The organism is Pseudomonas sp. S2_F03 (assembly GCF_054668335.1).
This window is the reverse complement of sequence record NZ_CP162759.1, coordinates 1,081,284-1,093,892: the sequence shown is the minus strand read 5'-3', so window position 1 is coordinate 1,093,892 and position 12,609 is coordinate 1,081,284. Positions and strand designations below refer to the sequence as shown.

Sequence of the window (12,609 nt, the reverse complement as noted above, 5' to 3'; positions counted from 1 at the left end):
CTCTTGAGCTGATTGATCGCACATAAAAAATCCCCGACTGGTTCGGGGATTTTTTTGCCTGCGTGATCAGCCGAAGCGATAAATGTCCATGCCCAGCGCCCCCATGGTGAAACCCTGGTGGGCAACGCTGAACTCGCCCCCGGCACTGCGGGCGAAATACAGTGGCAGTAAATGCTCGTCGCTAGGGTGGTTGCGCACTGCGTTTGGCGCTTGCTGGCGATAATCGTGCAGGGCCGTTTCGTCGTTGGCGGCCAGTTTCTCTACGATCCAGTCGCGAAATGCCTTGGCCCAGGGCTCGACGCTTTCCGGGCCGGCCTGCCAATCCAGTTCGCGCAGGTTATGGGTGATGCTTCCAGAGCCGATCAGCAGCACGCCGTGTTCACGCAGGCTGGCCAGCGCGTGGCCAACACGGGTTTGCAGGGCAGGGCCGCCACGGGTGGGCAATGAGACTTGCACCACCGGGATATCGGCTTGCGGGTACATCAAGGTCAAAGGCACCCACGCTCCGTGGTCGAAGGGGCGCTTGGTATCGATGCGCGCCGGCAGGTCGGCGGCCTTCAGCATTTCGACGACGTCCGCTGCCAATTGAGGATTTCCGGGGGCCGGGTATTGAACGTCGAACAGCGCCTGTGGGAAGCCACCGAAGTCGTGCCAGGTTTCCGGTTGTGGATGGCCGCTCACCAGCAGTTCGTGGCTTTCCCAATGCGCGGAAACAATGACGATAGCCTTGGGTTTCGGTAATTCTGCGGCCAGGCGCGCAAGGGCTGGCCCGCTGGCGCCGGGTTTCAGGGCCAGCATGGGGGAGCCGTGGGATATGTACAGGCTAGGGAACATGAATCAGCTCCTGAGAGTAAGATGGCATCATCTTCAGTCAGATCATTGATCTAAATCTAATATAAGTTTTAGCGTCTTTTGATCGAATTTTTGGGATTAATTATGCAGCCGGAGTTTTGGCACAAGCGGTGGACGACGAATCAGATCGGCTTTCATCTGCCGGAAGTGAATCCTTATCTGCAGCGGCACTGGCCGCAATTGGGCCTGGAAGCGGGCGCGCGCGTATTGGTGCCACTGTGTGGGAAAAGTCTGGATCTGTTGTGGCTGGGAAAATGCGGTCACGAGGTGTTGGGCGTTGAGTTGTCCGAAAAGGCGGTGGAAGACTTTTTTCGCGAGCATCAATTTGATCCGGACGTCAGCGATCAAGGCCCCTTCACAGTCTATCGGGCTGGTTCGATCGAGGTCTGGTGCGGTGATTTCTTCGCATTGACCGCCGGCGACGTTGCTGACTGTGGCGCCTTGTACGACCGAGCGGCGTTGATTGCACTACCACCGGTGATGCGTGAGCGATATGCAGCGCACCTGATACGAATTTTGCCGAAGGAGTCTCAAGGGTTGTTGATCACCCTGGATTACGACCAGGCGCAAATGGACGGCCCCCCGTTTGCTGTGCTGGATGACGAAGTGCAGCGCTTATTGGGCGGATCGTGGGACCTGAAGACTCTGGAAGATCAGGATGTTTTGAGCGAGAGCGGGAAGTTTCTCGACGCAGGTGTCACTCGACTTGAAGAGCGGGTGTATCGAGTGTCCAGTCGAGGAATAAAATAGACAAAAAAAGGCCCGCATTTCTGCGGGCCTTGATTTATTGCTGAACGATCAGCGCTGAAGACGATGCAGGGCGTTGATACGTTCTTCCAGCGGTGGGTGGCTCATGAACATCCGGGCGAACCCTTGTTTGATGCCACCGTTGATGCCGAAGGCGTTCAGGGTGTCCGGCATGTGCACCGGCAGGCCCTGTTCGGCGCGCAGGCGTTGCAGGGCGCCGATCATCGCGGCAGTACCGGCCAGGCGTGCACCGGCTTCGTCGGCACGGAATTCACGCTTGCGCGAGAACCACATGACGATGGAGCTGGCCAGAATGCCCAGGACCAGTTCGGCGAAGATGGTTGCCACGTAGTAGGCGATGCCTTGGCCTTCTTCGTTCTTGAAGATCACCTTGTCGACAAAGTTGCCGATGATCCGTGCGAAGAACATTACGAAGGTGTTCACCACGCCCTGAATCAACGCCAGGGTGACCATGTCGCCGTTGGCCACGTGGCCAATTTCGTGGGCCAGAACGGCTTTCACTTCATCGGGCGAGAAACGCTCCAGTAACCCCTGGCTGACCGCGACCAGTGCGTCGTTCTTGTTCCAGCCCGTGGCGAAAGCGTTCGCCTCATAGGCCGGGAAAATCCCGACTTCAGGCATCTTGATCCCGGCTTCCCGGGACAATTGCTCGACGGTTTGCAGCAGCCATTGCTCGTGACGGGTGCGCGGCTGGGTGATGATCTGGGTGCTGGTGCTCATCTTCGCCATCCACTTGGAGATGAACAGCGAGAACAGCGAACCGGCAAAACCAAAGACCGCACAGAAAATCAGCAGCTGATTGAGGTTCAGATCAACCCCGTTGGCCGCCATGAACCCGTTGAAGCCAAAAAGGCTCAGGGTGATGCTGGCAATCAGCACGACCGCCAGGTTAGTGGCCAAAAACAGCAGGATGCGCATCATGGTTGTAGAAGTCTCCTCGTGCTAAAGATGTAGCGTACTGCGGGGTATATAAGGTGATGCACCGGGCTATTCAACCGGGTGACTATTTCAAACTGTGTCCTACATCAACACTTTAGTCAGTTGCAGGGCTTTTCCGACTTTTTTGCAGGAGATTTTTGTAGGCCTAATGCAGTCGCTACCCCCGCCGTTGTTAGGCGAGAGCGGGAGGTGTGTCATCAGCCGTCGGTTCGAGTGGTGAAAGCCGGCCGGGACAGCAGATATGTTGCTGAATCAATCAACGTGCGACTTTAACCCAAAGTCGCACGTAGACCCGCCGCTTACTGGCGATAGGTCTTGAGGAAGCTGCCGATACGTCCGATGGCCATCTCCAGCTCATCCACTCGCGGCAAGGTCACCACACGGAAGTGGTCCGGCCAAGGCCAGTTGAAGGCCGTGCCCTGAACAATCAACAGCTTCTCGGAGAGCAGCAGGTCGAGGACGAACTTCTCATCGTTGTGGATCGGGCAGACTTTCGGGTCGATCCGCGGGAACGCATACAGCGCGCCCATCGGCTTGACGCAGCTCACGCCCGGAATGTCGTTGAGCAGTTCCCAGGTGCGATTGCGCTGTTCCAGCAAGCGGCCCTGTGGCAGTACCAGATCATTGATGCTCTGGTAGCCGCCCAATGCGGTCTGGATCGCGTGCTGGCTCGGCACGTTGGCACACAGGCGCATGTTCGCCAGCATGTCGATGCCTTCGATGTAGCTTTGGGCGTGGTGTTTCGGGCCGGAGATGGCGATCCAGCCGGAACGGAAACCCGCCACGCGATAGGACTTGGACAGACCATTGAACGTCAGGCACAGCAGGTCCGGAGCCAGGGAGGCGGTGCAAATGTGCACGGCATCGTCGTACAGGATCTTGTCGTAGATTTCGTCGGAGAACACCACCAGGTTGTGCTGGCGGGCCAGCTCCAGCATGCCCAGCAGGACTTCCTTGGAATAGACGGCGCCGGTCGGGTTGTTCGGGTTGATGATCACCAGGGCCTTGGTATTCGGCGTGATCTTGGCCTTGATGTCGGCCAGGTCCGGCCACCAGTTGGCTTGCTCGTCGCACAGGTAATGCACCGGGTTGCCACCCGACAGGCTGACCGCGGCCGTCCACAGCGGATAGTCCGGGGCCGGCACCAGTACTTCGTCGCCATTGTTGAGCAGGGCCTGCATCGACATCACGATCAGTTCGGAAACGCCGTTGCCCAGGTAGATGTCTTCGATGCCGACGCCTTCCACCTGCTTTTGCTGGTAGTACTGCATCACGGCCTTGCGCGCACTGAACAGGCCCTTGGAGTCGCTGTAGCCCTGGGCCGTCGGCAGATTGCGGATTACGTCCTGAAGGATTTCATCCGGCGCTTCGAAACCAAACGGTGCCGGGTTGCCGATGTTCAGCTTGAGGATGCGATGACCTTCCTCCTCCAGGCGTTTGGCGTGCTTGAGCACTGGGCCGCGAATGTCGTAGCAGACGTTGGCGAGCTTGTTCGATTTGCTGACCTGCATGGCGATGTGTTCCCGAAAATGAACGATCCAGGCGGCGTATGAACAACCGTGCTGGGAATCCTGCGTATTCACACAGGCCTGACGCCTTCAGTGGCGGCACTCATAAATCCGTTTGAATGCGCGTGGTCTGGCTGCCAGACTGGCGTTTGACGAGGCGCAATCATACGTGCCGCCCGATCCGTGGAAAAGGTACAGATCGGGCTTTTTCAGCTGCTGAGGTGTGATGATGGAAAAGTTGGAAAAAACCCTGGAAGAATGGAGAGCAATGCTCGATCCAGAGCAGTACAACGTCTGCCGTCTCAAAGGCACCGAGCGACCGTTCTCGGGCAAATACAACGCAACCAAAACTGACGGTGTCTACCACTGCATCTGCTGTAACGAGCCGCTGTTCGACTCCAGGACCAAGTTTGACTCTGGCTGCGGCTGGCCGAGCTTCTACGCGCCGATTGGCGACAGCGCGATGACCGAAATCCGCGATGTCAGCCACGGCATGATCCGCACCGAAGTGGTCTGCGCCAAATGCGATGCACACTTGGGACACGTATTCCCGGATGGCCCGCCGCCGACCGGCCTGCGTTATTGCATCAACTCGGTGTGCCTGGACCTGGTGCCGCGCGAATAATGTGAGCCCTGTAGGAGCACGGCTTCCCGGCGATGGCAATCTCAAGGACGCCATCGCCGGCAAGCCGTGCTCCTACAGGGGTTTTCGTGCTCCCATTGATTTATTAAATTGCACACAATTCAATTGCTCGCTATGTTTGTCTCAATCTATCCCATACAGAGTCAGAAACCATGAGCGACAACCTGCTGAACATCCCTTGCACCACCATCAAGGGTGAACAAAAGACCCTGGCTGATTTCGCCGGTAAAGCAGTGCTGGTGGTCAATACGGCGAGCAAGTGCGGCTTCACTCCGCAATACAAAGGGCTGGAAGAGTTATGGCAAACCTACAAGGACCAGGGGCTGGTCGTCCTTGGTTTTCCGTGCAACCAGTTCCGTAAACAGGAGCCAGGCAACGAAGAGGCGATTTCCGAATTTTGTGAGTTGAACTTTGGTGTCAGCTTCCCGCTGTTCAAGAAGATTGAAGTCAACGGTGCAGGCGCCCATCCGTTGTTCGTTCAACTGAAAAAACGTGCTCCGGGGGTGCTGGGCTCGCAGGGCATCAAGTGGAACTTCACCAAGTTCCTGATCGGCAAGGACGGTCAGTTGGTCAAGCGCTTTGCTCCGGCGACCAAACCGCAGGACTTGAGCCGCGAGATTGAAGCTCTGCTCAAATGAACAGCGTGTCAGTTGATTCGTTGAAGCTGGACAGCCAGCTCTGCTTCAAGCTGTACGCCGCGTCCCGGGCGGTGATCCGGGCCTACAAGCCGATGCTCGATCAGCTCGGCCTGACTTACCCGCAATACCTGGCCATGCTGGTGTTGTGGGAATGGCAGGAGGCCGCCCCCGAGCAACCGACGGTCAAGGCGCTGGGCGAGCGTCTGGCGCTGGATTCCGGCACCTTGACGCCGTTACTCAAACGTCTTGAGCAACTGCAACTGGTGCAGCGTCAACGTTCGGCCCGGGATGAGCGAGAGGTGCACCTGAGTCTGTCGCCTTCTGGCAAGGCATTGCGTGATCAAGTCGGCCCACTCAAGGCGAGCCTGCTGTGTGACAGCGGAGTGGATCTGGACCGCCTGAATGATCTGCGCGAGGGGCTTGACCATTTGCTGGGGCAGATCAAAGCGCTGTCGTAGTGGGAATCCACAAATCGAGCAGGGCGGCCAGCTCTTCGCGGCGGAAGGGTTTGGCCAGGTAGTCGCTCATGCCCGCCGCACGGCAGCGTTCGCGTTCTTCGGACATGGCGTTGGCGGTCAGCGCGACGATGGGCAATTGTGGCCAGCGTCCGCTGTGGCGAATTTGCCGACTGGCTTCGTAGCCATCCATCACCGGCATGTTGCAGTCCATCAACACCAGATCGAAATCGCTGTATTCAAGCTGATCCAGGGCTTCGGCGCCGTGAGCGGCGACGATGACCTCGCAGCCGAGTTTTCCGAGCATGCCCTTGGCCACCAACTGATTGACCGGGTTGTCCTCGACCAGCAACACGCGCCCGCGCCGCTGATGGGGAAGGGCTTCGATGCGCGCTCCATTGATTGTCGTGGTTTGCGCAAACAAGACCCGTTGCAAGGCTTGGTATAGCGCATTGCGCGCCAGCGGACGTGCCTGTTGCTGCAGCGGCGCGAGGGCGCTCACCTGTTCGCTGGGCATGAAGTTGCCATAAGCGGTCACCAGCAGAATCGGCGCGGCAAGGGTAGGGCGCAGGCCAAACAGGCATTCGGGGCAGTCGGTGATCAGTACATCAGGCTCAAGCCCCAGTAACGAGTCATCAATGGAGCGCTGTTGATAGTCGAGCCCCCAGGCGGGTAACAGGGTTTTCAGCAGTTCAGCCAGACCGCTGCTGGCGGCGGTGATCGCAATGACCTTCCCGGGCAGCGGTGCCGGAGATACTGCGCGGGTGTGGACGGGCAGCGGCAGGTCGGCGCAGAACTGGCTACCGAAACCGGCTTCCGAGCTGATGGTCAGACGTCCCTGCATGGCTTCGCAGAGGTTATAGGTGAGGGCCAGGCCCAGTCCCGTACCGCCGAACTGTCGGGTAATACCTGCGCCTGCCTGGGTAAACGGCTGGAAGATCTTGACCTGGGCATCGTGGGCGATCCCGATACCGGTGTCGCAGACTTCGATTCTGACGCCGTCTTCGAACGTGGACAGGCGTAAATCGACCCGACCGAAGCGGGTGAACTTGAGCGCGTTGGACAACAGATTGCTGACGATCTGCCGCACGCGAGTCGGGTCCCCCAATACCAGCGCCGGAAATTGCGGCTCGATCAGGCACGTCAGCTCTACACTTGGCGCCGCATTCTGAGACAGCAGGTTGGCGGTGTCTTCGACCAAGGCGCCAAGGTCGAACGGAATGTGTTCGAGTTCCAGCTGACCGGCATCGAACTTGGACAGGTCGAGAATATCGTTGAGCAGTTCCACCAGCACTTTGCCCGAGTCATGGGCAATCGACAGTTGCTGCTGTTGCTCGGCCGTAAGTGGACCGTCCAGCGACAACGCGATCATCCCCAACAGGCCGTTAAGGGGGTGCGAATTTCATGGCTCATGTTGGCCAGAAATACCGAGCGTGCTTCTGCCATCTCGATGGCGGTGGTGCGAGCGGTTTCCAGTTCCTGATTGGATTGGCTGAGCCGGGCATTGATCGCCTTGAGTTCCGCTGTGCGTGCCGAGACGATGTTTTCCAGTTGACTGAGGTAGTCGGTCAGGCGGTTTTCGGCGTTGCGTCGTTGCTGGATTTCGGTGGCGATGTTTTCGAATTGTTGGTTGGCGACTTTGACCAATACACCGATTTCGTCGTGTTCATGCCCCGCCGGGTATTCCAGCCAGGTCGGCTGCGCGCTACGCGGATCGCGGCCACTGAGTTCGCGAATGACCCGCACCAAGGGCTTGGTCAGCATCACGTAGAACAGCGCCAGAAGAATGCCTGTCAGGATCAGGCTTCGCGCAAAACCGTTGAGTAGCGTCACTTCGGCCCGACGCAGGAAGCGGCTACCGAAGGCGTAGGTATCGACTTCAAGTTGCAAGGTCCCAAGGGATTCGTCCGGCAGATGATCGAGAAAGAGGCGGTCTTCGAACTGCCGATTGGCTCCAAACAGGAAGTCGCTGATCACTCGATAACCGCTTTGCAGACCCGGGCGCTTGACGCTGGCGAGCACGACATTGTTGTTGTCGGTCAGTTTCGCGCCGATGATTGCCGGCGAGCGCATCAGGCCCATGGTCAGTTCCTGGGCGAGTTCGGCGTCGATGTTGTAGGCGATGCGTGAGGCTGGGTTGTGGCTGATTTCCAGCAAAGACAATATTTCGCGGTTGATGGAGGCGTCTTCGCTGGCATAATCGATGCCTATTTGCAGCAGGCTGAGCAGCGTGCCCAGAATGAAACCGACCAGCACAGTCAGCCGGGCTTGCTTGTATGACAGCCGGTGGGTGAATTTGATATCCATGGGGTGTTGAACCACTTCCGTTTCCTTTCGCTGCTCAAGCATAGTCGATCATGCATGGATTCCGATGTTCTCGCGAACCCCTGAGCCTGGGATGAACCGGGCACCGAACGCTGTGTAGTCGTCGCTGTATCGCCATCATTACTGTGAACGTGCCCGAGGAGAAGACGTGGACGCCCGATTGAATGCTTTTCTTGAACGCGCCGATGCCGTCCTGGCCCGTATCGAACCGCTGTTGCCGGCCCACCGGCAAGCCATCGACTGGAATCAGTGCCTGGCGGCGCGCTGGCAACGAGAGGGGCGCAGCGGTTTTCTGTTGCCGCTGCACGTCAGCCTCGACATGCGCCTGTCCGACCTGATCGGCGTGGATCGTCAATTGGAGCAGTTGGGTCGAAATACCCAACAGTTCCTCGACGGCATGCCGGCCAACCACGCCTTGCTCTGGGGCTCGCGCGGCACCGGTAAATCGTCGCTGGTGCGTGCCTTGCTGGCCGAGCACGCCAACGCCGGCCTGCGCCTGATCGAGATCGAGCGCGATCACTTGGCCGACTTGCCGCGAGTGGTCGAGCAGATCGCCAAGTTGCCACAGCGTTTTGTGCTGTTCTGCGATGACCTGTCGTTTGAGTCGGGTGAGGGCGACTATCGCGTGCTCAAGAGTGTACTCGACGGTTCCCTCGAGCAAGCGCCGGACAACGTTTTGCTGTACGCCACTTCCAACCGTCGCCATTTGGTACCGGAGAAGGAAAGTGATAACGAAAACTGGAAGCGCGTCGACGGCGAACTGCACCCCAGCGAGGCAGTGGAAGACAAGATCGCGTTGTCGGACCGCTTCGGCTTGTGGCTGTCGTTTTATCCGTTTACTCAGGAACATTTCCTCAACGTCGTTGAACACTGGATCGGTCAACTGGCCGGCAAGGCCGGCCTTGAGTGGCAGCGTGACGAAGCACTGGACATCCTCGCGGTGCGTTGGGCCGGCGGCCGAGGCAATCGCAATGGACGTTGCGCTTATCAATTTGCCCGCTATTGGGTCGGGCTCAAGCTGTTGGAGCACAAAGCATGATTGATTTACAGAAGAGCGGCCAAGGCCTGGATGGTTACGGCATGTTGTGGGCGCAGCTGGAATCATTGCTGGCCGATGAGCGTGATTTCATTGCCAATGCGGCACAGTTCTCGGCATTCCTGTTCAACCAGCTCGATGACTTGAACTGGGCCGGTTTCTACCTCAATCGCAATGAAGAACTGGTGCTCGGTCCGTTCCAGGGCCAGATCGCTTGTGTACGCATTCCATTCGGCAGGGGGGTGTGCGGCACAGCAGCGGCAACATTGCAGACCCAGCTTGTTGAAGATGTGCACGCATTTCCCGGTCACATCGCTTGTGACAGTGCGTCGAACAGCGAGTTGGTGGTGCCCTTGGTCAAGGACGGTCGATTGATCGGTGTGCTGGACCTCGACAGCCCGAAGCTTGCGCGTTTTACCGCTGAAGATCAGGCCGGTATCGAACGGTTGGCAGCGATATTCCTGCGCCTGACCGATTGCTGATCATGCTGTCAGGCCTGCCTTGGCCAGCAGGCTTGACGAGTCGACGGCGTCAATCTGCGCCGGATCGAGAAATCGTTTCGCGTACTGCAAATAGATTTGTGAGTTGATGAATAGCCCGAACAGCTCTGGGTCAATGTGGGCGTCACGGCACATGAAGGCCATGATGCCCAGCGCTTCGCTCAGGGTTTTGGCCTTCTTGTAGGGGCGGTCGGCAGCGGTCAGCGCTTCGAAAATATCGGCAATCGCCATCATCCTCGCCGGCAGGCTCATTTCTTCTCGTTTCAATTGTTTTGGATAACCGGTGCCGTCCATTTTCTCGTGATGGCCGCCGGCGATTTCCGCGACGTTGTTGAGGTGCGCGGGGAAGGGCAGGTGGCTGAGCATCAGGATCGTTTGCACCATGTGATGATTGATGATGTAACGCTCCTCGCGCGTCAGCGTGCCTCGAGTAATGCTCAGGTTGTAGAGTTCGCCGCGGTTGTACTTGTAGTGCGGTACATCGAGTTTGAAACCCCATGGGTTATCAGCCGGGATCAGCTCGCTTTCGGCGCGTTCGAACACGTGCTCGGGTTTGTCCGCCAGCAACGGCTCGCTGACCGGTAGCGTCGGCGCCGGAGTACGTGACTGGCGGCGATTCTCCTCCCATGAAACCCCGAGCCGATCATCCAGGGTTCGGGTCCAGGTGCGTTCAGCAATGCTGTGCAAACGTTGCAGGTCGGATTCAGCCATGGCCTCGCCGCCCAGATTGCAGTGGGCGATGAAGGCAAAATCATCATCCAGCCCTGTCAGGCGAGTATCGCGCAATTCGCTAAGCTGGCGTTCGTCGCCGCCCTGGACGATGGCCTGCCAGTAGTTGACCCAGGCATCGCGCTTGAGCACTTCGAAACGCGTGCGGATTTCGTGGATGCGGTCGTTCAGGGTTTCAAGTTTGGTGGCTTTGTCGACCACGTACTCAGGGGTCGTGACCTTGCCGCAATCGTGTAGCCAGGCGGCAATGTGCAGGGCTTCCCATTCATCTTCCGTGGGCTGATAGCCACTGAAGGCCGGCTCCTGACTGGCGGCGGCAGCCTGAGCGAGCATCAGCGTCAACGCGGGCACCCGCTGACAATGCCCACCGGTGTAAGGACTCTTGGCATCGATGGCGCCAGCCAGCAGTTGAATAAAGGAGTCCAGCAGCTGTTTTTGTCTGGCCTGCAGGCGCTGGCTTTCAATACTCACCGCCGCTGCGCCGGACACTGCCTGGAGAAACGCGATGCGGTCAGGACGAAGCTTTTCCAGGTCGCTTTGTGTGCCGCTGTCGGCCAACAGGAAGATCAGCAGGCCTACGGTTTCGTTATGCCGATTGTGCAACCGGATGCCGATCAGATGAACCCGTGGGCATTCCAGTACGAGCATCACTTTTTGCAGGTCGGCGGCATTTTCGTAGCCCAGGCTAGTGACGACGTTGTCGGCGCTCGACAACTGCTGCATCCACTGAGGGCTCTGTGGGTCATGAAGTTTGTGGCCTTCAATGCCGAACGCCTGCAACGCCTGGGAGGTATCGTTGATCACCAGACCATGAGGCTCCATGCGATCGCCATCCTGTTCGCGCAGGTAGATCAGACCCGCCTGGGCCTGCCCGATTTCCACGGTTTCGAACAACACTCGTTGCAGCAGTGGGGCGAAACGGGTCTCGGCGCTCAAGCTGTCAGTGATCTGGAAAAAGCTCGCCAGGGTGTCCTTCATGCGCGCCATCGACACACTCAATTGGTCAACTTCAAGTACTGGCGAGCGCCGGCTGACGGGAAAGTTGAAATCGAAACTGCGGATCGCATCGGCTTCCTGCACCAGTGCGCGCAGGGGCTTGACCAGAATCCTCGAGGTAAGCCAACCCAGCGGCAGGCACAACAGCAACGTGGCCAACGTCACCAGCGCCCCTTGCCAGCGCATGCGGTAGGCATCGACGAGCAATTCATCTTCCGGCACCAACAGCGCCAGCTGCAATCCTTCAGGCCCGCCTTCCTGCATGCTGCTGCGGGCCACGATCCATTGGCGACCGGCCGCGTCCAGGCGATTACCTTCGGGTGGATGGGTGAGAAAGGCAGCGAGTGCCGGGTTCAAATCGGTCGCCTTGATCAAGCGTGCGGTCTGGTCGTCGACGATCAGCCTGCTGCTATCGGGGTAGGCAACGGCATTGCCCTTGCTATCGAAGAGGACGATCTCGGTATGCGGCGTCACCACATGCTTGGCCAGCGTCGCGGAGAGTTCGGCGAGGGTAAGGTCGGCGCCCATTACCGCGTTCTCGCCACTGCGCAGGGCGAGGGTGGTGCCGACATTGTGGGTGGAGAAAAACACATAAGGTTCGGTCGTGATCTGGCCTTCATCACGGCGCGCGCTGGTAAACCAGGCGCGAGTGCGCGGATCGTAGGTTTCGTCGGGGTTATCCTGGCGGTTGATGAGGGCCAGCTTCTGATCAAAAAACAGTGACAGGGACCGCGCTTTCTCACCGCTAGCCGGACGCTCGATGCTCCAGACTTGATAGGCCGCCGAGTCCGGGGCATTAGTGAGTGTTCTCAGGGCCGGGGTTCGCAGGGGGCGTACCATGAAAAAGTCGCCATTGCTGTATCCCAGGTACAGCGAGGCCAGGTTGGGATTGCTTTTGAGCGACTGGCTAAAGGGCTTGAGCAGTGCGAGTCGTTGCTCCAGCGCGGGCGCCTCGGTTGCCGGATTGTCCACCAACAAGCTCAGCAGGTGGCGAATCGGTTCATAGGTGCCTTGCAGGTCCAGCCGGACATCCTGCTCGATGCGGTTGAACAGTTTTTCGCTGCTGGACAGGATGATCTGCGTGGTTTGGTGGTAATTAAAAATGCCCAGCACCACGCCCGTGAGCAGCAGCAGGAAAGTAAACATCACACTGATATGGACGTGCAGCGGAAGCCGTCGTTGATCGGTGCGCAGTGGGCTGGACATTACTGGTCTCTCCG

At 58.5% G+C, this 12,609-nt stretch carries 10 protein-coding genes and 1 pseudogene; 6 read left to right on the top strand and 5 right to left on the bottom strand.

The window, feature by feature from the left end; translation table 11 throughout:
• Positions 1-66: 66 nt before the first annotated feature.
• On the bottom strand, positions 67-834 hold the full coding sequence (locus AB4N76_RS05225) for a DODA-type extradiol aromatic ring-opening family dioxygenase (RefSeq protein WP_460164237.1): 768 nt from the start codon (positions 832-834) through the stop codon (positions 67-69).
• A 102-nt stretch (positions 835-936) separates the two neighbouring features.
• Between AB4N76_RS05225 and AB4N76_RS05220 the strand changes: the two genes are divergently transcribed.
• Positions 937-1,602: a thiopurine S-methyltransferase gene (locus AB4N76_RS05220; protein WP_046032406.1), complete on the top strand. Its 666-nt coding sequence runs from the start codon at positions 937-939 to the stop codon at positions 1,600-1,602.
• 48 nt (positions 1,603-1,650) lie between these two features.
• Here AB4N76_RS05220 and htpX read toward each other — a convergent pair whose 3' ends face one another.
• The gene (gene htpX / locus AB4N76_RS05215) at positions 1,651-2,541 is read right to left on the bottom strand and encodes a protease HtpX (protein WP_027925729.1); all 891 of its coding nucleotides are present in this window, start codon (positions 2,539-2,541) and stop codon (positions 1,651-1,653) included.
• 317 nt (positions 2,542-2,858) lie between these two features.
• Positions 2,859-4,070: a pyridoxal phosphate-dependent aminotransferase gene (locus tag AB4N76_RS05210; protein WP_046032405.1), complete on the bottom strand. Its 1,212-nt coding sequence runs from the start codon at positions 4,068-4,070 to the stop codon at positions 2,859-2,861.
• Positions 4,071-4,296: 226 nt separating this feature from the next.
• Here AB4N76_RS05210 and msrB point away from each other — a divergent pair, with 226 nt between their 5' ends.
• From msrB to AB4N76_RS05195, 3 genes are all read left to right on the top strand, one after another.
• Positions 4,297-4,692, top strand: a complete 396-nt coding sequence (msrB, locus tag AB4N76_RS05205; protein WP_077432199.1) for a peptide-methionine (R)-S-oxide reductase MsrB — start codon at positions 4,297-4,299, stop codon at positions 4,690-4,692.
• 170 nt (positions 4,693-4,862) lie between these two features.
• Positions 4,863-5,348 (top strand): glutathione peroxidase, encoded by a 486-nt coding sequence (locus tag AB4N76_RS05200; RefSeq protein ID WP_046032403.1) that lies wholly within the window; start codon positions 4,863-4,865, stop codon positions 5,346-5,348.
• A complete protein-coding gene (locus AB4N76_RS05195; RefSeq protein WP_046032402.1) occupies positions 5,345-5,806 on the top strand; it encodes a MarR family winged helix-turn-helix transcriptional regulator in 462 nt (153 codons plus the stop codon). Before AB4N76_RS05200 ends, AB4N76_RS05195 begins: the two co-directional genes overlap by 4 nt.
• Here the strand turns inward: AB4N76_RS05195 and AB4N76_RS05190 are convergent.
• Positions 5,790-8,110: pseudogene (locus AB4N76_RS05190) on the bottom strand (hybrid sensor histidine kinase/response regulator). The gene AB4N76_RS05195 and the pseudogene AB4N76_RS05190 sit on opposite strands and share 17 nt — an antisense overlap.
• Before the next feature lie 166 nt (positions 8,111-8,276).
• Between AB4N76_RS05190 and AB4N76_RS05185 the strand changes: the two are divergent.
• Both AB4N76_RS05185 and AB4N76_RS05180 read left to right on the top strand, forming a co-directional pair.
• The gene (locus tag AB4N76_RS05185; RefSeq protein WP_046032400.1) at positions 8,277-9,167 is read left to right on the top strand and encodes an ATP-binding protein; all 891 of its coding nucleotides are present in this window, start codon (positions 8,277-8,279) and stop codon (positions 9,165-9,167) included.
• On the top strand, positions 9,164-9,646 hold the full coding sequence (locus tag AB4N76_RS05180; RefSeq protein WP_046032399.1) for a GAF domain-containing protein: 483 nt from the start codon (positions 9,164-9,166) through the stop codon (positions 9,644-9,646). Before AB4N76_RS05185 ends, AB4N76_RS05180 begins: the two co-directional genes overlap by 4 nt.
• Here the strand turns inward: AB4N76_RS05180 and AB4N76_RS05175 are convergent, their stop codons facing one another.
• A complete protein-coding gene (locus AB4N76_RS05175; protein WP_460164236.1) occupies positions 9,647-12,595 on the bottom strand; it encodes an HD domain-containing phosphohydrolase in 2,949 nt (982 codons plus the stop codon).
• Positions 12,596-12,609: the final 14 nt, after the last annotated feature.

Excerpts from the sequence above, each read along its gene's own strand:
- AB4N76_RS05175 (WP_460164236.1), bottom strand. The coding sequence starts at position 12,595 with ATGTCCAGCCCACTGCGCACCGATCAACGACGGCTTCCGCTGCACGTC.
- AB4N76_RS05225 (WP_460164237.1), bottom strand. The coding sequence starts at position 834 with ATGTTCCCTAGCCTGTACATATCCCACGGCTCCCCCATGCTGGCCCTG.
- AB4N76_RS05180 (WP_046032399.1), top strand. The coding sequence starts at position 9,164 with ATGATTGATTTACAGAAGAGCGGCCAAGGCCTGGATGGTTACGGCATG.
- AB4N76_RS05200 (WP_046032403.1), top strand. The coding sequence starts at position 4,863 with ATGAGCGACAACCTGCTGAACATCCCTTGCACCACCATCAAGGGTGAA.
- AB4N76_RS05220 (WP_046032406.1), top strand. The coding sequence starts at position 937 with ATGCAGCCGGAGTTTTGGCACAAGCGGTGGACGACGAATCAGATCGGC.
- msrB (WP_077432199.1), top strand. The coding sequence starts at position 4,297 with ATGGAAAAGTTGGAAAAAACCCTGGAAGAATGGAGAGCAATGCTCGAT.
- AB4N76_RS05210 (WP_046032405.1), bottom strand. The coding sequence starts at position 4,070 with ATGCAGGTCAGCAAATCGAACAAGCTCGCCAACGTCTGCTACGACATT.
- htpX (WP_027925729.1), bottom strand. The coding sequence starts at position 2,541 with ATGATGCGCATCCTGCTGTTTTTGGCCACTAACCTGGCGGTCGTGCTG.
- AB4N76_RS05195 (WP_046032402.1), top strand. The coding sequence starts at position 5,345 with ATGAACAGCGTGTCAGTTGATTCGTTGAAGCTGGACAGCCAGCTCTGC.